This is a genomic window from Thalassospira tepidiphila MCCC 1A03514 (assembly GCF_001662875.1).
GTDB lineage: Bacteria > Pseudomonadota > Alphaproteobacteria > Rhodospirillales > Thalassospiraceae > Thalassospira > Thalassospira tepidiphila.
Window position 1 is genome coordinate 315,985 of sequence record NZ_JPVZ01000004.1, and the last position, 17,893, is coordinate 333,877.

General features: G+C 55.4%; 16 protein-coding genes. 10 read left to right on the forward strand and 6 right to left on the reverse strand.

Annotation, left to right across the window (positions count from 1 at the left end; all coding sequences use genetic code 11):
• Positions 1-83: 83 nt before the first annotated feature.
• From sucC to TH4_RS11750, 7 genes are all read left to right on the forward strand, one after another.
• Positions 84-1,313 carry an ADP-forming succinate--CoA ligase subunit beta gene (gene sucC, locus TH4_RS11720; protein WP_255356213.1) on the forward strand — a complete coding sequence of 410 codons (1,230 nt, stop codon included), beginning with the start codon at positions 84-86 and terminating at the stop codon, positions 1,311-1,313.
• 2 nt (positions 1,314-1,315) lie between these two features.
• Positions 1,316-2,191: a succinate--CoA ligase subunit alpha gene (sucD, locus tag TH4_RS11725; protein WP_008889739.1), complete on the forward strand. Its 876-nt coding sequence runs from the start codon at positions 1,316-1,318 to the stop codon at positions 2,189-2,191.
• Positions 2,192-2,261: 70 nt separating this feature from the next.
• Positions 2,262-5,174, forward strand: a complete 2,913-nt coding sequence (locus TH4_RS11730; protein WP_064781231.1) for a 2-oxoglutarate dehydrogenase E1 component — start codon at positions 2,262-2,264, stop codon at positions 5,172-5,174.
• A gap of 105 nt (positions 5,175-5,279) precedes the next feature.
• On the forward strand, positions 5,280-6,554 hold the full coding sequence (odhB, locus tag TH4_RS11735) for a 2-oxoglutarate dehydrogenase complex dihydrolipoyllysine-residue succinyltransferase (RefSeq protein ID WP_063089369.1): 1,275 nt from the start codon (positions 5,280-5,282) through the stop codon (positions 6,552-6,554).
• Between the two features lie 24 nt (positions 6,555-6,578).
• A complete protein-coding gene (lpdA, locus tag TH4_RS11740) occupies positions 6,579-7,985 on the forward strand; it encodes a dihydrolipoyl dehydrogenase (protein ID WP_064781232.1) in 1,407 nt (468 codons plus the stop codon).
• Between the two features lie 189 nt (positions 7,986-8,174).
• Positions 8,175-8,621 (forward strand): methylglyoxal synthase, encoded by a 447-nt coding sequence (locus TH4_RS11745; RefSeq protein WP_064781304.1) that lies wholly within the window; start codon positions 8,175-8,177, stop codon positions 8,619-8,621.
• Between the two features lie 56 nt (positions 8,622-8,677).
• Entirely contained in the window at positions 8,678-9,604 is a 927-nt protein-coding gene (locus tag TH4_RS11750) for an AEC family transporter (protein WP_064781233.1), read from the forward strand.
• On the opposite strand, the gene TH4_RS11755 is transcribed toward TH4_RS11750, so the two are convergent.
• The gene (locus TH4_RS11755; RefSeq protein ID WP_064781234.1) at positions 9,551-10,354 is read right to left on the reverse strand and encodes an RluA family pseudouridine synthase; all 804 of its coding nucleotides are present in this window, start codon (positions 10,352-10,354) and stop codon (positions 9,551-9,553) included. The genes TH4_RS11750 and TH4_RS11755 overlap by 54 nt on opposite strands.
• 137 nt (positions 10,355-10,491) lie before the next feature.
• Between TH4_RS11755 and TH4_RS11760 the strand changes: the two genes are divergently transcribed.
• The 3 genes from TH4_RS11760 to TH4_RS11770 are packed head-to-tail and all read left to right on the forward strand — an operon-like array spanning position 10,492 to position 12,505.
• Complete coding sequence (locus TH4_RS11760) at positions 10,492-11,298, forward strand: DUF6134 family protein (protein ID WP_245227849.1); 807 nt, start codon at positions 10,492-10,494, stop codon at positions 11,296-11,298.
• Positions 11,295-12,056, forward strand: a complete 762-nt coding sequence (locus TH4_RS11765) for an SDR family NAD(P)-dependent oxidoreductase (RefSeq protein WP_064781235.1) — start codon at positions 11,295-11,297, stop codon at positions 12,054-12,056. The genes TH4_RS11760 and TH4_RS11765 overlap by 4 nt, the downstream gene beginning before the upstream one ends.
• Before the next feature lie 2 nt (positions 12,057-12,058).
• Complete coding sequence (locus tag TH4_RS11770; protein WP_008889730.1) at positions 12,059-12,505, forward strand: nuclear transport factor 2 family protein; 447 nt, start codon at positions 12,059-12,061, stop codon at positions 12,503-12,505.
• Here the strand turns inward: TH4_RS11770 and TH4_RS11775 are convergent.
• From TH4_RS11775 to TH4_RS11795, 5 genes are all read right to left on the reverse strand, one after another.
• Positions 12,468-12,959, reverse strand: a complete 492-nt coding sequence (locus TH4_RS11775) for a DUF3833 domain-containing protein (RefSeq protein WP_008889729.1) — start codon at positions 12,957-12,959, stop codon at positions 12,468-12,470. The two genes, TH4_RS11770 and TH4_RS11775, sit on opposite strands and share 38 nt — an antisense overlap.
• A gap of 87 nt (positions 12,960-13,046) precedes the next feature.
• Positions 13,047-14,387, reverse strand: a complete 1,341-nt coding sequence (locus TH4_RS11780) for an MFS transporter (RefSeq protein ID WP_064781236.1) — start codon at positions 14,385-14,387, stop codon at positions 13,047-13,049.
• Complete coding sequence (locus TH4_RS11785) at positions 14,374-15,651, reverse strand: SAM-dependent methyltransferase (protein ID WP_064781237.1); 1,278 nt, start codon at positions 15,649-15,651, stop codon at positions 14,374-14,376. The genes TH4_RS11780 and TH4_RS11785 overlap by 14 nt, the downstream gene beginning before the upstream one ends.
• A gap of 5 nt (positions 15,652-15,656) precedes the next feature.
• The gene (locus TH4_RS11790; RefSeq protein WP_064781238.1) at positions 15,657-16,490 is read right to left on the reverse strand and encodes a DUF1365 domain-containing protein; all 834 of its coding nucleotides are present in this window, start codon (positions 16,488-16,490) and stop codon (positions 15,657-15,659) included.
• Positions 16,487-17,830 carry an NAD(P)/FAD-dependent oxidoreductase gene (locus tag TH4_RS11795; protein WP_064781239.1) on the reverse strand — a complete coding sequence of 448 codons (1,344 nt, stop codon included), beginning with the start codon at positions 17,828-17,830 and terminating at the stop codon, positions 16,487-16,489. Before TH4_RS11795 ends, TH4_RS11790 begins: the two co-directional genes overlap by 4 nt.
• Positions 17,831-17,893 lie beyond the last annotated feature (63 nt).

Below are 17,893 nucleotides of genomic sequence, written 5' to 3' on the forward strand. Positions count from 1 at the left end.
AACTTCAATGATCGCGGCCTCTTAACAAAGTCCCTCCCGCTCGTTACAGGGACATTGAAATCCAGATTTCTGACCCACCGGAAATCGTACGGAAGGCAAGAAAGCGACCGAACATGAATATTCATGAGTACCAGGCGAAAGAAATTCTTCGCAAATACGGTGTGACCGTGCCGAACGGCAAGGTTGCATATACCGCTCAGGAAGCCATCGAAGCTGCCCAGTCCCAGGCTGGCCCGGTTTACGTGGTAAAATCCCAGATCCATGCAGGTGGCCGCGGTAAAGGCACCTTCAAGGAAGCCAAGGCAGGTGACAAAGGCGGCGTTCGCGTCGTCAAGAGCCCGGAAGAAGTCGGCACCAATGCCGAACAGATGCTCGGCTCCACGCTGGTTACCCACCAGACCGGCCCGGATGGCAAAGAAGTCAAACGCGTTTACATCGAAGAAGGCTGCGATATCGCACGCGAACTGTATCTTTCGGTTCTCGTCGACCGCGCTTGCTCGCGCGTGATCTTCATGGCGTCGACCGAAGGCGGCATGGACATCGAAGAAGTTGCAGAAGCAACCCCGGAAAAGATCGTCACTGTCGAGATCGATCCGGCGGCTGGTTTCTCTGGCTTCCACGGTCGCAAACTGGCGTTTGCACTCGGCCTCGAAGGCAAGCAGGTTTCCAAAGCTGTCAAGTTCATGACCGCGATGTACCAGTGCTTCCTCGATACCGATGCTGCCATGGTTGAAATCAACCCGCTGGTTGTTACCGGTGACGGCGACATCATTGCGCTTGATTGCAAAATGAACTTCGACGACAACGCGCTGTTCCGTCATCCGGACATCGAAGAACTGCGTGACGAAGACGAAGAAAACCCGGCCGAACTCGAAGCTGCAAAACACAGCCTCAACTACATCAAGCTCGATGGCACCATCGGCTGCATGGTCAACGGCGCAGGCCTTGCCATGGCAACCATGGACATCATCAAGCTTTATGGTGGCGCACCGGCTAACTTCCTTGACGTTGGTGGCGGCGCAACCAAAGAACGCGTGACCACCGCCTTCAAGCTGATCCTGTCGGATCCGAATGTCGAAGGCATCCTGGTCAACATCTTTGGTGGCATCATGCGCTGTGACGTGATTGCAGACGGCGTTGTGGCAGCAGCCCGCGAAGTCAGCCTGAACGTCCCGCTGGTCGTTCGCCTTGAAGGTACCAATGTCGAACTTGGCAAGAAGATCCTCGAAGAATCGGGTCTGCCGATTGTTTCGGCTGACAACCTTGCCGATGCCGCCGAGAAGGTGGTCAAAGCTGTGAAGGAGGCCGCGTAACTATGGCTGTTCTCGTCGATAAAAACACCAAAGTTATCTGCCAGGGTTTCACTGGTTCGCAGGGTACTTTCCACAGCGAACAGGCACTGGCATACGGCACCAAAATGGTTGGCGGTGTTACCCCGGGTAAAGGCGGCACCAAGCACCTTGACCTGCCGGTTTTCAACACTGTTGAAGAAGCGGTACATGTCACCGGCGCCAATGCCTCGGTTATCTATGTTCCGCCGCCCTTCGCAGCAGACGCAATTCTTGAAGCCATCGACGCCAAAGTCGAACTGGCTGTCTGCATCACCGAAGGTATTCCGGTTGCTGACATGGTCCGCGTCAAGCGCGCACTCGACGGTTCGTCGACCCGCCTGATCGGCCCGAACTGCCCGGGTATCATTACCCCGGACGAATGCAAGATCGGCATCATGCCGGGTCACATTCACCGCCGCGGTAAAATCGGTATCGTTTCGCGTTCCGGTACGCTCACCTACGAAGCAGTTGCACAGACCACGGCCGCTGGCCTTGGTCAGTCGACCTGTATCGGTATTGGTGGTGACCCGGTCAACGGCACCAACTTCATCGACTGCCTCGACCTGTTCCTGAAGGATCCGGAAACCGAAGGCATCATCATGATCGGTGAAATCGGCGGCTCGGCCGAGGAAGAAGCATGTGAATTCCTGCAGGCTTCCAAAGTCAAGAAACCGGTTGCCGGCTTCATCGCCGGTGTTACCGCACCTCCGGGTAAACGCATGGGCCATGCCGGTGCGATCATTTCCGGTGGCAAAGGTACGGCCGATGCGAAAATGGAAGCCATGCGCAGTGCTGGCGTTCTTGTTGCCGATTCCCCGGCAAGCCTCGGCTCGACCATGCTGAAGGCTTTGAAGGGCTAATCTGGGTAGTCAGAGGAAAGGCAAGGGGGGGCGTGGTCCTTCTTGGGGACCATGCCTTCCAAGACCACAAATGAAACCTCAAGATCTCGACACGATTCTGAACGAGTCGAACGCAACCTACATCGCTGAACTTTATGCCCGGTATCTGGAAAGCCCGTCTGCGGTTGACCAGAGCTGGGCTGAGTTTTTTGACGGGTTGCAGGACGACGCCTCCGAAATCCTCGCAGAAATGCGCGGGCCGAGCTGGCAGCCACGGGAAACCAAGGTTGTTGGCGGCATGGAGGGATACGACGTCTCACAGGGGCATGCCGAACGCCCGGCCCAGATGGGCTATGCACCGGCACCTCATACAGCACCCACGGCTGGTCAGGTAAATTCTGATGCCATCCGCGCTGCCGCCAATGATTCCATTCGCGCTCTGATGCTGATCCGCTCCTTCCGGGTACGCGGCCATCTTGAAGCGAACCTGGATCCGCTGGGCCTTGCACCGCGTGAACCGCATCCGGAACTTGATCCGAAGACCTATGGCTTTACCGAAGCCGACATGGATCGTCCGATCTTCATCGCCAATGTTCTTGGCCTTGAAACCGCGACCATCCGTCAGATCGTCTCGCTGGCGCGCAAAACCTATTGCGGGTCGATCGGTATCGAATTCATGCATATCCAGGAACCTGAGCAGAAATCCTGGATTCAGCAGCGTATCGAAAGCATCGGCAACCAGACGCAGTTCACCACCCGTGGCAAGGAAGCTATCCTTGAGCGCCTGATCGAAGCCGAAGGTTTCGAAAACTATCTTCACACCAAATATGTCGGCACCAAACGTTTCGGTATTGATGGTGGCGAAGCGCTGATGCCAGCACTCGAACAGATCCTCAAACGCGGTAGCCAGCTTGGCATCCGCGAGGTTGTGTTCGGCATGCCGCACCGTGGTCGTCTCAACGTTCTTGCCAACGTCATGAGCAAGCCGTTCCAGGCGATCTTCTCGGAATTCATGGGCAACCCGTCCAAGCCGGACGACGTGATGGGCTCGGGTGACGTTAAATATCACCTTGGTACTTCCGCCGACCGCGAATTTGACGGCAACGTTGTTCACCTGTCGCTGACGGCGAACCCGTCGCACCTTGAAGCGGTGAACACAGTTGTTCTTGGTAAGGTCCGCGCCAAGCAGGCCCAGCGCAAAGACACCAATCGCGAGCAGGTTATGGGTATCCTCCTGCACGGTGATGCAGCCTTTGCCGGTCAGGGTCTTGTGGCGGAAACCTTCGATCTGTCGCACCTCAAAGGCTATCGTACCGGCGGTACGATCCACTTTGTGGTCAACAACCAGATCGGTTTCACGACCAAACCGACCGATTCCCGTTCTTCGCCTTACTGCTCGGATATTGCCAAGGTCGTTCAGGCTCCGATCCTGCACGTCAATGGCGACGATCCCGAAGCTGTGGTTCATGCGGCCCGCATCGCGACCGAATTCCGACAGGAATTCAAGCAGGACGTCGTTATCGACATGTTCTGCTATCGCCGCTTTGGCCACAACGAAAGCGACGAGCCGGCATTCACCCAGCCAAAGATGTACGACGTGATCGGCAAACACCCGACCACCAAGGACATCTATGCCCAGCAGCTGGTCAAGGAAGGTCTTCTGAGCGAAGAACGCATCAAGGAACTGGACAAGTCGTTCCAGGACTACCTTGATGAAGAGTTCAAGGCATCGGAAAACTACCGTCCGAACAAGGCTGACTGGCTTGAAGGCAAATGGTCGGGTCTTGCATCCTCACATGGTGAAGATGCTGACTGGATCGGCAAAACCGGTGTTGAAGAAGATCTTCTTCAGGAAGTCGGCCGCGCGCTTTCGACCCCGCCGAGTGACTTTGACATCAACCGCAAAATCCTTCGTCAGTTAAAGGCCAAAGCGAAGATGTTCGAAACCGGCGAAGGTATTGATTGGGCAACCGCCGAGGCCCTGGCATTCGGAACCCTGATGTGCGAAGGCACACCGGTTCGTCTGTCGGGTCAGGATTGCCAGCGTGGTACGTTCTCGCAGCGTCATGCGAAACTGATCGATCAGACCACCGAAGCAAAATACACTCCGCTCAACAACATCCGTACCGGTCAGGCCGAGCTTGAAGTCCTCAACTCGCCCCTGTCCGAAGCAGGTGTTCTTGGCTTTGAATACGGCATCACCCTTGCAGAACCGCATTCGCTGGTTCTCTGGGAAGCCCAGTTCGGTGATTTTGCCAACGGTGCACAGGTCATCATTGACCAGTTCATCAGCTCGGGCGAAGCCAAATGGCTTCGTATGTCGGGTCTGGTAATGCTGCTGCCGCACGGTTACGAAGGCCAGGGTCCGGAACACAGTTCCGCACGTCTGGAACGTTACCTGCAGCTTTGTGGTGAAAACAACATGCAGGTGGCGAACTGCACGACGCCGGCAAACTATTACCACATCCTGCGCCGTCAGATCCGTCGCTCGTTCCGTAAGCCGCTGATCCTGATGACGCCGAAATCGCTTCTGCGTCACAAACAGTGCGTGTCGAACCTGTCCGACTTTGCGACGGGCACGACATTCCTGCCTGTGATCAGCGAAACCGGCAAACTGGTTGACGACAAGAAGGTCAAACGCGTCGTTCTGTCGTCGGGCAAGGTCTATTACGATCTGCTTGCCGAACGCGAAAACCGTGGCATCGAAGATGTTGCGCTTGTGCGTGTCGAACAGCTTTATCCGTGGCCGGAAAAAGAACTGGCAACGGAACTGGCCAAATACCCGAATGCTGATGTCGTCTGGTGTCAGGAAGAATCGGAAAACATGGGTTCCTGGTTCTTCGTTGACCGCCGGATCGAGGCAACGCTTGCCAGCATCAAGCACAAGGCAGGTCGTCCTGTTTATGTCGGTCGCGCAGCATCTGCTTCGCCGGCAACGGGCCTTCTGAAAGCCCACCTGCGCGAGCAGGCTGAGCTGGTCGACGCGGCACTTAGCGTAAAATAACTTTACCGGACGGGCGAGAAATCGCCCGTCCGCCACGTTCATTTAGATTTCATTCGTATGCTGGCAGACCCACACTGCCTGATTGAAAAAACGGTCGAGGAAAAAATGGCGACTGAAGTTAAAGTTCCCGCACTGGGCGAGTCTGTATCTGAAGCCACGGTGGCAAAATGGTACAAAAAAGTCGGTGACGCTGTTGCAGCCGATGAACCAATTGTCGAACTTGAGACCGACAAGGTCACCGTCGAAGTCAACTCCCCGGTTGCTGGCGCAATTGCCGAGCTGGTCGTTGGTGAAGGCGACGAAGTTGAAGTTGGCGCGCTGATCGCGCACATCAACGAAGGTGCCGAAGGCGCCGCTGCTTCTGATGAACCGGCCAAGGAAGAAGCCCCGGCCGCGAAAAAAGAAGAAGCTCCGGCCAAGAAAGAAGAGCCGAAAGCAGCCCCGGCTGCTGCCCCGGCAGAAACGACCGCGTCAAACAGCGATCATCCGCTGGCACCGGCTGTTCGCAAACTGGTCGAAGACAAGAACCTTGATCCGTCCAAAATCCCGGCAACGGGCAAAGACGGCCGCCTGACCAAGGGCGACGTTCTGAACTTCCTCGAAGGCGGCGGATCGGCGTCCCGCGCCGCTGCCCCGGCACCGAGCGCCCCGGCAGCTCCGAAACCGGAACGTGAACTGCGTGACGGTGAAGAGCGTGTCAAAATGTCCAAGCTGCGCCAGACCATCGCGCGCCGTTTGAAAGAAGCCCAGAACACTGCGGCCATGCTAACCACTTACAACGAAGTGGACATGACCAACCTTCTGGCTTGCCGTAACAAGTACAAAGACGGTTTCGAGAAGAAACACGGTGTGAAGCTTGGCTTCATGTCCTTCTTCATCAAGGCCTGCACCACGGCGCTCAAAGAATGGCCGGCTGTCAATGCCGAGATCGATGGCAACAGCTTCATCTATAAAAACTACTGCGATATCGGCGTTGCCGTTGGTACCCCGCAGGGTCTGGTTGTTCCGGTCATCCGTTCGGCAGAGGAAAAAACCTTTGCGGATCTGGAAAGCACCATTGTCGATTTCGGCAAGCGTGCACGTGACGGCAAACTGGGCATGGATGAAATGACCGGCGGTTCCTTCACCATCTCCAACGGTGGTGTCTTCGGTTCCCTTCTGTCATCCCCGATCCTGAACGCGCCGCAGTCCGGTATTCTTGGCATGCACAAGACCCAGATGCGTCCGGTCGCAATCGACGGCAAAGTCGAAATTCGCCCGATGATGTATCTCGCGCTTTCCTATGACCACCGTATCATTGACGGCCGTGAAGCCGTTTCCTTCCTGGTACGCGTCAAGGAATGCATCGAGAACCCGGAACGCATCCTGCTCGATATCTGATCAGACAAAAGGATCAAAGAACTCATGAGTGAGAACTACGACGTTGTCGTGATCGGTGGCGGTCCTGGCGGTTATGTTTGCGCCATCCGCGCCGCACAGCTTGGCCTTAAAGTCGCCTGCGTTGAAAAACGCGGCGCACTTGGCGGTACCTGCCTCAATGTGGGCTGCATTCCGTCCAAGGCCCTGCTGCATTCCTCGCACCTGTTCGAAGAAGCGACCGAGCATTTCGATACCCACGGCATCGAAGTCTCCAAGCCGAAGGTCAACATCGAAAAGATGATGGCCCGCAAGGACAAGGTCGTTGACAGCAATGTCAAAGGCATCGAGTTCCTGTTCAAGAAGAACAAGGTTACCTATGTCAAAGGTGCCGGCGAAATCACCTCGCCGACCTCGGTCAAGGTTGCCCTTCTTGATGGCGGCGAAGAAACCCTGAATGCCAAGAACATCGTCATCGCGACGGGTTCGGAAGTCACCCCGCTGCCAGGTGTCGAAATTGACGAAGAAAAAATCGTCTCCTCGACCGGTGCACTGGTTCTTCCGAAAGTGCCGAAAAAGATGGTTGTCATCGGTGCAGGCGTGATCGGTCTGGAACTTGGTTCCGTCTGGCGTCGTCTGGGTGCCGAAGTCACCGTTGTTGAATATCTTGACCGCATTCTGCCGGGCATGGATGGCGAGCTGGTCAAACAGACCCAGCGCATCTTCGCCAAGCAGGGCCTTGAATTCAAACTCGGCCACAAGGTTACCGGTGCCAAGACCACCAAGTCTGGCGTGACCCTGACTGTTGAACCGTCCAAGGGCGGCGATGCAGAAGAGCTTAAAGCCGATGTGGTTCTGGTGGCGATTGGTCGCCGTCCGTACACCAAAGGCCTTGGTCTCGACGCTGTCGGTGTTGAACTCGACGATCGTGGTCGTGTCAAAACCGACGAGCATTTCCAGACCAATGTTGGCGGCATCTTTGCGATTGGCGATACCATCGTCGGTCCGATGCTGGCCCACAAGGCTGAGGAAGACGGCGTTGCCCTGGCAGAAATGCTGGCGGGTGAAGAAGGCCATGTCGATTACGGCAAGGTCCCGGGTGTTGTTTACACCTGGCCGGAAGTTGCCGCTGTTGGCAAAACCGAAGAGCAGCTGAAGGAAGAAGGCGCAGACTACAAAGTCGGCAAATTCCCCTTCACCGCAAACGGTCGCGCCAAGGCGATGGAAAGCACCGAAGGCTTTGTCAAAATCATCGAAGACAAGAAAACGCACCGTGTTGTCGGCGCGCATATTGTCGGCCCGGCTGCGGGCGATCTGATTGCCGAAGTGGTTCTGGCGATGGAATACGGCGCTTCTGCCGAAGACATCGCGCGCACCTGCCACGCCCACCCTGCCCTTGGCGAGTCCGTCAAGGAAGCAGCACTGGACGCGGACAAACGCGCAATCCACATGTAATCGATCAGTTCTCTGATCTGCAAACGGCCGTCCCATTCACTTGGGGCGGCCGTTTTGTTTTGGCCACCAGAAACGCCTAAGTCCCTAAATTTTATGAAGTTTGTGGAATTGTCGGACTTTTGGCAGGTGACGCTGGGGGGCTTTGGGGATTAGTATGACAAAACCTGTTTACTGGCCCGGAGAATGAAAATGGTGCTGTCTGTTGGCGTTGTTGCCCACGACCGTCGCAAACGCGAAATGGCTGACTGGCTGGAAAAACACAAGGATGTATTCGCCAATATGCGCATCTTTGCCACCGGCACCACCGGGCGCGTATTGCAGGAACGGTTTACCGAACTGGACGTCCATCCGCTTAAAAGCGGCCCGTTTGGCGGCGATCAGCAATTGGGTTCGATGATTGCGCACGGCGAATTGCAAGCCATGTTCTTTTTCACTGACCCGATGACACCCCAGCCCCACGATGTCGATGTCCGCGCCCTGATCCGGCTGGCTAACATGTATGAAGTGCCGATTGCCTGCAATCAAAGTACGGCGGACCTTTTGATCAGCAATCCCAGGTTCGAGGAAATCTGCGAACAATATCGCAACCATTCCCCCGAACAGGTCTTTGCCGATTACAGCAACCGCAAGGTTTAGCTACCACTCCAAACGGCCCAACAAGACGTTTTCTGCGCCGGAGCGCCCCACCCGCCATGCAGCTCGCCTATGATGTCATCGCCGCGATCTTTCCGATCTTTGCCGCCATTCTGGTTGGTGCGGCCTTAAAGCATTTCCTGATCAAAACGGCCGATATCTGGGCTGGGATTGATCGGCTGACCTATTATCTGTTGCTGCCATCGCTTCTGATCGTCGAGATTTATCGCGCCGATTTTTCCAGCGGCCATGCTGGCACCGCCGTCGGTGTCACCCTTGCAGCGACACTGGGGCTTTCTGCCGCCCTGCTTTTGCTGCGTCCGGTGATCACGCGCGACACGCCGCTTTTCACATCCATCTTTCAGGGCTCGGTACGTTACAACAGTTATGTCCTGCTGGCGGTTGCCGATGCGCTTTACGGAGCAGAAGGATTGGCGCTTGCCATCATCTTTGTTGCGGTGATGGTGATTGCCACCAACATGCTGGGCGTTGTGGTTCTAAGCGCCTTTAGCAGTGGCAAAAGCAACCTTAAACGGATTATCGCAGGCGTTCTGAAAAACCCGATCATTATTGCCGCCGGGGCTGGTGCAATCCTGAATGTGAGTAATATTCACGTTCCGTTGCCAATTGAAAATACAGCCGCCCTGTTTAAGACAGCTGCCCTGCCGCTCAGCCTGCTTTCGGTCGGGGCAGGTTTGCGCTTTGTGATGGATAAAAAGGCCGTGGGCGCGATTGCCCTTGCCACCACCATCAAGCTTGCGGTTTTGCCGGTTATCACCGGCGTCTGCCTGTATCTTGCCGGTGTCGATGGCATGGTTCTGGCGATGGGGGTTCTTTATGCTGGTATGCCGTGTGCGGGCAATGCCTATATCCTCGCACGCCAACTCAATGGCGACCCGGAGGCAATGGCATCGATCATCACGCTGGAGACGTTACTCTCCGCCTTCAGCGTCGCTGTCATCGCCGGTGTATTGAGCATCAATTGAGCTTGCATGCGCGGCGTACTCGCCATCGTAACCGCATGCTTCGAGCCCTGCGCGCATCAATTCTGGCGGCGGCGCATCGACAATCACCGGTTCACGGTCGGCATGGAACGGAACGATGATCTGGCGCGATAGCAGCATCAGGGTCGGCGGCGCACCAAAGACCGGCGGCTCATCACCACGGCCATAAAACGGATCGCCGATCACCGGGTGCCCGACATGATCAAGATGCACGCGCAACTGATGGGTCCGCCCGGTATGCGGGATCAGTTCAAGCCAGGTGATGTCCTTGCCGTCCGCATCCTTGCCACGGCCCAGTACGGTATATTCGGTTTTTGACGGCTGCCCATCTTCATGCACCAGCATGGTCCAGCCGCTTTCATCATTGATCTTGCCAATCGGCGCATCAATGAAACCGTGATCATTTTCCATCGCACCGCGAACCACCGCCCAATAGGACTTGCCGATTTTCTTTTCGGTGAACAGGCGGGTGATCTTTTTTGACGATTTCGGATGACGGCACAGCAACAGACAACCGGCGGTGTCCCGGTCCAGACGGTGTGCAAGTGTCGGTTCAGGTTGGATGCCGAATTTCAGATCCGGCAGATAGGCATCAACATGAAAATAGGTTTTTGGCCCACCATGCGAGGCCAGCCCGGGCGGCTTGTTCAGAACAATGATGTTGGAATCGCGGTGCAGAACATGCGCGATCAGGTCGTCTGCAATCGGATGGGGCATGGCGTGGCCTTTCATTTCGGGTCTTGGCCCGTAAGCCCCTGCTTACCCCATCAGACCTTTGCGAGCAATGATCATGACGTTTGATCCGCAGATCACGCCAGTGCGTAACAAGAAGGGAGTATTAGTTTTTCAACCTGGCTTTGGTATCAATCATGAAGACATCCATGGCATATCAGGTCAAATCGCTGTTTGGCGCCTGCACCGTTGCGGGCGGTATCGCGCTGTCTTCCAATGCCTTTGCAGCCGACCCGCAATCATCAACGCAGCCTAACACCGCACCCGTTGAGCAAGCGCGCCTTTCCGAGGCATTTGATGGCCCGGAAACGTGCCGCGAATTTGATGCGATCCAGCGATATGGCAATGAGCTTCGCTTTCAGATCCGGCGCAATGACTCCCCGGTTGGGAGCCATGTTGTGCAGTTCAATCAAGGGCGTGATGGCCTGCAGGTGGTTGCCCAAAGCAATATCGATATCAGCTTTTTAGGGTTTAACGCCTATAGCTTTGACTATCGATCCGAAAGCCTGTGGCAAGGTGATCGTCTGGCCGCCCTTTCAGTGCGGGTAGATGATGATGGCGACAAGACAGAGGTCGTCGCCAAACCTGATGCGCAGGGTACACTCGTTGTCAGCGGCCCGGAGGGGGATCAGTCATTGCCAAACGGGATTTTCCCGACCGATCACTGGCATTGCGGTGTCTTGGGCAGCAAAGCGGTCCTTAATACCATCACCGGCAAATCAAACGCAGTCGATATCAGCGCAACCGAGCCTGAAACGCTGCAGACAACCAACGGCACGTTGCGCGCCACCCGTTTCACCTATGACGGCGAACTTGAAACCACCGCATGGTATGATGCCGACGGCCGTTGGGTCGGTCTAGCCTTCGAGGCACGCGACGGATCGCAGATCACATATCGTTGCATGAATTGCGCGACGCAAACCGCGCAAAAGGATGAGGAATGAAAAAGCACTTCCAGACCATCTGGATTATCGGGGCGTCTTCAGGGATTGGTGCCGCATTGTCACGCAAACTCCATGAAAACCCGACATCCTCCGCGCAAAAAATCATCATTTCGGCGCGAAATTCCGACAAACTCGATGAACTTGCGGCTGAAATGCCGGGTTTAACCCCGGTTCCGGTCGATATTACCGATACAAATGCGGTGAATGGTGCGATTGCCAAGGTTGAAAAGCAGTTTGGCCTGCCTGACCTGGTTGTTTTGGCGGCTGGTATTTATTCCCCGATGAAGCTAAGTGCGTTTTCAGCCGCCACCATCCGCAGTCACGTCGATACCAATTACATGGGCATCGTCAATTGTCTGGAGCCGCTTTTGAACAAGATGCGCGCACGCAAATCTGGCGAGATTGCCGTCATGGCATCGGTGGCAGGTTACCGCGGCCTGCCCAATGCTGCGGCCTATGGCCCGACAAAGGCTGCCCTGATCAATCTGTGTGAATCCCTGCATACCGAACTAAGCGGCAGTGGCGTTTTGCTGCGTGTGATCAATCCGGGATTTGTTAAAACACGGCTGACCGACAAGAACGATTTTGAAATGCCCTATCTGCTCGAACCGGAACAGGCCGCCGATTACATCTATCGCGGGCTTTGCGGCAGTGACAAATTCGAGATTGCCTTCCCGCCCCCATTTGTGCGGCAATTGAAGCTGACGCAAATTCTGCCGTATCCGATTTTCTTCAAACTGATGCGTAAGCTGCTCTGATCATGAACGACATCACCGATGCCAAGCGCCAGTTGCTGGCAACTTACGCAGACTATTACGAGAAACTGTCGCTTGAGACTGTTGATCAGTTAAAGGAACTGGTGACAGACGATTTCGTGTTTTGCGACCCGTTCACGACCGTCAGGGGTCCAGACGCCGTTTGTGCCTATCTGGCCAAGGCGTTTACCGATGCGGATCATCCGCGCTTTATCGTTACCCACCGTGCGATCGATCGGGATCGCGGATTTTTACGCTGGCGCTTTAGTGCGCGGGTAAAGGTGATCGGCAACTGGGAATTTACCGGCATGTCAGAGGTGACCTTTAACGACGATGGCACACGGCTGGCATCTCATTTTGACCACTGGGATTCCGGCCAGAACTTCTATGCCAAAATCCCCGTACTGCGCTGGTTTATTCAGCGGCTTGCGCGACGCGTTGGGTCTTTGTGAAAAACAGCGTTACTTCGCCGATCTCAAAGCCCCATTTCTTGACCCGTGCCCGGTTGACCAGAACCCCATCGGGTTGCAGGAACATCCAGTCGTCGAACGTCACCCGCCAGGCACCATCACCGACCTTAAGATCCATGTCATAAGACCAGTTCAGGGCATTGCCGTACTGACTGCCAATCGCCTTGCCAACGATATCGTCCGCAAGCCCTTCATAGCTGTGTTCGTCGGTTTTGCTGATTTTCCAGACACGGCGATCTGTTTCGCCGTCGTCATAGATAAAGTCTTCTTCAAGTGTCAGAACACCATCTTCAACGGTTCCCGTTATTTCGACGGTGAACTGACGACGCAGGGTTCCGAAACGATCTTCGAAAATTCCCCAGGCCCGGCTGTCGCCTTCGAAATAGTCAAACACGTCGAAGCGGGGTTCTTTTTGCGCAAAATCCTGCGGTTTCATCGACCCACATCCGGCTAATAGTACCAAAACACACAGCGCCATGAAGTTCCGCAGCATCGATTTTCTCCTGTCCTGACAATCCCAAGATCAATCATTGCGGCGTGAAAGGCGCCGACGAATGGCAACCTGATGCGTGCTGTCCAACGGAAAGCGCCACATCATCCCGATTGCTCCTGCCTTCAATACGATGGGGATCACCGCATAGATCAAAACCAGCACAACCAATGCGCCAGTTTTTTCGTCTCCTCCGTCGGTCAGACCAAATGCGCCCAATATCGGAAAGGCAATCCCGGCGGCAAGCGCCATGGCAAGCTTGTTGGTCATGTTCCAAAGGGCAAATAAAAGGCCGGTGCGTCGTACCCCAAACCGGTAACGATCCCAGTCATCGACATCGGCCTGAATGGCGGGTGGCAAAGCCAGATCCGCGCCCAGTGCCGCACCGGTGACAAGACATATGACCGCAAAGGCAGCGAAATCCCCGGCATCAAGGATCGGGACAAAGGCGAAGGCGACAATCGCCATCACCATGGCAAAACACCAGACGCGGTGCTTGCCAATGCGGCCGGCCATCACAACCCAAAGCGGTATGGCAATGATCGCCGCGGCGAAATAAAGCAGGATCAGGATATTTTCGCTGTCCTGATCAAGTTCGAGGTAATAGCGCACAAACAACGGAAAACACACGGCCGGCAACCCGGCCGCCAGACCATTGATCATCCACGCCGCAAGCAGGCGCATGAAAAGACCATTGTCACGCAGGCTTCGGGCGCCAAGGCGCAAAGTGGCCCAAAGGTTTCTTCTGCCAAAGCTGGATCGGCTTGTGCGTTTATGTTGCGCAACCGGATCGGGTACCTTCCAGATCAGAAGGGCAACAAATACAGCGCCGAGCGTCAGCGTCACGGTGGCAAGGGTTTGAATTTCGGCTGCGCGATCCGGCGCATTGATCAGCACCGGAATGGCCCCGGCCAATACAATCCCGATCAAGCCCGCCCCTTCACGAAGGGCGGTAAGCGTTGTGCGTTTTTTGTAATCGCCCGAAAGATCCGCCCCCCAGGCAAGATAGGGCACCTGAAACATCGTCCAGCCCAGAAACAGCACACTTGCCCAGATCAGGAGATATATCGCACTGGGTTGGGCTGGCGGGCTGAACAAATACCAAAGCCCGATACCAGCAATCACCGCCCCTGCACCGGTCCAGATTTTGCGATTGCCGGTCTTGTCGGAAAGCCAACCAACAACGGGGTCGGTCAGCATATCGATCATCCGGACCAGCAACAAAACCACACCTGTGATCGCCAATCCAAGGCCAAGGTCATCGCCATAATAGCTTGGCAACAACACATAGGCCGGGATGGTCGGCACGGCTGCTGCCATCGCCGGAAGCGCATAGAGAACCGAAATACGGGTAGGGTATTCAGCCTGTCGCATTTTCGCGATGTTCGATCACGAACAACCCGACGTCAATGGAGCCCTGATCAAATCCGGTTTCGCAGTAGGCAAGGTAGTATTCCCACATGCGTTTGAAACGCAGATCAAATCCCTGCTTGGCAATGCCATCCCAGGCATGCTGGAAGCTGCGCTGCCATTCGGCGAGTGTGCGGGCATAGGATTTGCCAAAGAATTCCGAATGACGCAGTTCAAGCCCGGCGATATTGACCGCCGCCGACAGCGCGGTTGGCGAGGGCAACATGCCGCCCGGGAAAATGTAGCGTTGAATGAAATCCGCCCCGCGGCGATAGGTTTCAAACCGGTCATCATCAATCGTGATGATTTGCAATACCGCCTTGCCGCCCGGCTTCAGGCGTTTGCGGATCATCTCGAAATAGGTTGGCCAATGTTCTTCACCGACCGCCTCGAACATTTCGATCGAGACGATCTTGTCATACTGGCCTTCTTCATGACGGTAATCGCGCAGAACGATTTTGGTACGGTCGCTAAGTCCCTGCATCAAAAGGCGTTCACGTGCGAAAGCGTGCTGTTCATTGGACAGGGTCAGACCGGTGACATTGCAACGATACTTGCCAGCTGCAAGTTCGGCAAAGCCACCCCAGCCGCATCCGACTTCCAGCACATCTTCACCTGATTTGAGTTCGGCAAGTTCGCAGATACGTTCATATTTTGCTGATTGCGCCGCGTCCAGGGTCATGTCGGGCGCGGTATACAGGCCCGATGAATAGGTCATGCTCGGGTCAAGCCAGGCGCGATAGAAATCATTGCCGAGGTCATAGTGATAGGCAATGTTGCGCTTTGATCCTTCAAGCGTATTGGCGTTGCGCAGATGTCCGATCCGCGCCACCGTACGTGCCAGAAATCCTGCAGCCAGACGGGCCCGCACGATCGTTTCATTGTGCATGGCAAAGTGCATCAGATGCGTCAGATCCGGGCTGCTCCAACTGCCATCCATATAGGCCTCGGCAAAGGCAACATCCCCGCCCGTGGCCAGTTTGCGGATCGCCTGCCAGTCATGGATGTGGATGGCCGCGCGTAGATTGGTTTCATGTTCGCCGGAAAAATGCAGGGTGTCGTTATCGGGTAAAACAATGGTCAAACGACCGTAATGTAGATGCGCCAGAACGCGCTTGAGCATCGCCTTTAAAAGGCTGCGGCTGCCGGTCATGCTGCCCAGCATCGGCAGAATGCGGTCACGCAGTGAAAAGGCGGAAACGGATGCATTACGATTGCGGTTTGGCATTGTTTTTATCTCTTCCCTGATTGGGCCGCTGCTGTCCCGGCTTCCAGCACATAGGTTACAGGCTGCTCTGGCGGTGCTGGTCGTTTATGGAATGTCATACCCTTGCGCCAAAGATGGAGCGCCTCCCAGTGGATACCTGCCACGACCTTTAGGGTCATCAGCGGGTATCGAAAGAACGCTCCTAAAAGTTTACGGTCGGAAAGTTCTGTTCGATCACCAACAAAGGCAGCATTCAAAAACAGACCTTTTGCGTCGGTTTCGCGAATGGCAACCGCGACATTTTCATCGGGCATGCGAATACGGAAATGATAGTCCGCGACCATGTCGATAAAGGGTGAAACGTAAAAACCCTTCGCACAGGACTGGCGCAGCACGTTCTTGTCATCCAGTGCGCCTTCGCTGACCGGGATCAGGTAACTGTGCCGATCCCCGAAGGTGTTTGATACCTCATACAGAACCGCGCCCACCGATCCGTCAGCACGATGGCAGAAATAAACCGAGAGCGGATTGAACACAAAACCAAGCAAGCGCGGATAGCACAGAAGCCGGATCTTGTCAGCGCAATCACCAAGCCCATGATCACTCAGAATTACCTCCAACCGGGTGCGCAAATCGGTGGCACCCCCGTCGGCGTGATCGCGGTCATGGAACGAAAACAGGTTAAAGCGATTGCGACTGAACAGTTTCAGCTTGGCAGCAAGGCCATCAATCTCGTCGAGATCAAGCAGGAAGGAAAACACCCGATAGCGCAGTTTGTGCTTTTTCGGACGCAAACGATGATGCGTGACCACCCCTTCAAACAGGGCCGATGCCGGTTTTGTCGCAACAGGACGTGTCATGCAGCCTCGCTTGATTGCGAACGGGCTGTTTCGCCAACATGAATACGGCCGCTTTCATTTTCGACATTCCACGGGCGTCGCACATTGCCAAGGGCCTCGGCAACCGCAAGACCCGATTGAATGCCATCTTCGTGGAAGCCATAGCCAAAGTAACTGCCGCAATACCAAAGGTTATCCACCCCCTGGATCGACCAGAGTTCCTTTTGTGCTGCCATTGCGCCCGCATCAAACAGCGGATGATCATACAGGAAGGATCTGATCACACTGCCCTCTGCCGGATGGCGTGGCGGGTTCAGGGTCACGAAAAGTGGCTGGCCCGGATCAAGATGCTGCAGGCGGTTCATCCAGTAGGTGACACAGACTTTCTGTTCGCCGTCGTGATCTTCGGCCAGATAGTTCCAGCTTGACCAGACCTTCTCGGTCTTTGGCATCAGGCTGGCGTCATTGTGCAGGATCGCCAGATTGCGCTCGTATTTGAACGCCGAAAGCAGTTCGGCAGTACGCGGATCGGGTGTTTCCTGCAATGCCAGCGCCTGATCACCATGGCAGGCCAGAACGACGTGATCAAACTCTTCGCGCTTGCCATAGCGGTCCTCGACAAAGGCCTTGCCAGACGGCGTTTTGCCGACCTTGGAAATGGCACGATCCAGAACCACACCACCGGAAATGCCAGCTGTCATCCGCTTTACATATTCACGCGATCCGCCAACCACAGTGCGCCATTGCGGGCGGTCCTTGATCTGCAAAAGCCCGTGATTCTGACAAAACCGCACGAATGCTGCCAACGGATAAGCCATCATGGTATCGACTGGCGTGGACCAGATGGCAGCCCCCATCGGCAGCAGATGGTCATTAATAAAGGATTTGGAATAGCCATTGTCGCGCAGGTAATCGCCAAGGCTGATATGCTCAGCCGTGCCATCTTCAAGGGCGGCCGGGGCTTCGCGATAGAACCGCAGAATATCGCGCACCATTTTCCAGAAGCGCGGACGGAACAGGTTGCGTTTTTGGGCAAACAGGGCCGAAAGATCACCACCGCCGTATTCCAGACCGCCCTCATCCATTGAGGCCGCAAAGGACATGTCTGTCGGGGTTGTTTCAACGCCCAGATGATCAAACAGGGCACACAGATTGGGGTAGCATCGGGTGTTATAGACAATGAAACCGGTATCGACCGGCGTTTGCCCGGCATCGACCGTGTTGGAATGACCGCCTGCGCGATCATCCTTTTCATAAAGCGTCACGTTGTGTGACTGGCTCAGCAGCCAGGCAGCAGACAAGCCCGATATCCCAGACCCGACAACGGCGATATTGAGTTTTCCCGGGGTGACAATGTTCATATCGGCGCGGCCCGCTTACTGTTACTGTGTGACATTATTTATATGAGTACGCGGATCTGTAAT

Coding starts and splice junctions, on each gene's coding strand:
- sucD (WP_008889739.1), top strand. CDS start 1,316: ATGGCTGTTCTCGTCGATAAAAACACCAAAGTTATCTGCCAGGGTTTC.
- TH4_RS11730 (WP_064781231.1), top strand. CDS start 2,262: ATGAAACCTCAAGATCTCGACACGATTCTGAACGAGTCGAACGCAACC.
- odhB (WP_063089369.1), top strand. CDS start 5,280: ATGGCGACTGAAGTTAAAGTTCCCGCACTGGGCGAGTCTGTATCTGAA.
- lpdA (WP_064781232.1), top strand. CDS start 6,579: ATGAGTGAGAACTACGACGTTGTCGTGATCGGTGGCGGTCCTGGCGGT.
- TH4_RS11745 (WP_064781304.1), top strand. CDS start 8,175: ATGGTGCTGTCTGTTGGCGTTGTTGCCCACGACCGTCGCAAACGCGAA.
- TH4_RS11750 (WP_064781233.1), top strand. CDS start 8,678: ATGCAGCTCGCCTATGATGTCATCGCCGCGATCTTTCCGATCTTTGCC.
- TH4_RS11755 (WP_064781234.1), bottom strand. CDS start 10,354: ATGAAAGGCCACGCCATGCCCCATCCGATTGCAGACGACCTGATCGCG.
- TH4_RS11760 (WP_245227849.1), top strand. CDS start 10,492: ATGAAGACATCCATGGCATATCAGGTCAAATCGCTGTTTGGCGCCTGC.
- TH4_RS11765 (WP_064781235.1), top strand. CDS start 11,295: ATGAAAAAGCACTTCCAGACCATCTGGATTATCGGGGCGTCTTCAGGG.
- TH4_RS11770 (WP_008889730.1), top strand. CDS start 12,059: ATGAACGACATCACCGATGCCAAGCGCCAGTTGCTGGCAACTTACGCA.
- TH4_RS11775 (WP_008889729.1), bottom strand. CDS start 12,959: ATGAAACCGCAGGATTTTGCGCAAAAAGAACCCCGCTTCGACGTGTTT.
- TH4_RS11780 (WP_064781236.1), bottom strand. CDS start 14,387: ATGCGACAGGCTGAATACCCTACCCGTATTTCGGTTCTCTATGCGCTT.
- TH4_RS11785 (WP_064781237.1), bottom strand. CDS start 15,651: ATGCCAAACCGCAATCGTAATGCATCCGTTTCCGCCTTTTCACTGCGT.
- TH4_RS11790 (WP_064781238.1), bottom strand. CDS start 16,490: ATGACACGTCCTGTTGCGACAAAACCGGCATCGGCCCTGTTTGAAGGG.
- TH4_RS11795 (WP_064781239.1), bottom strand. CDS start 17,830: ATGAACATTGTCACCCCGGGAAAACTCAATATCGCCGTTGTCGGGTCT.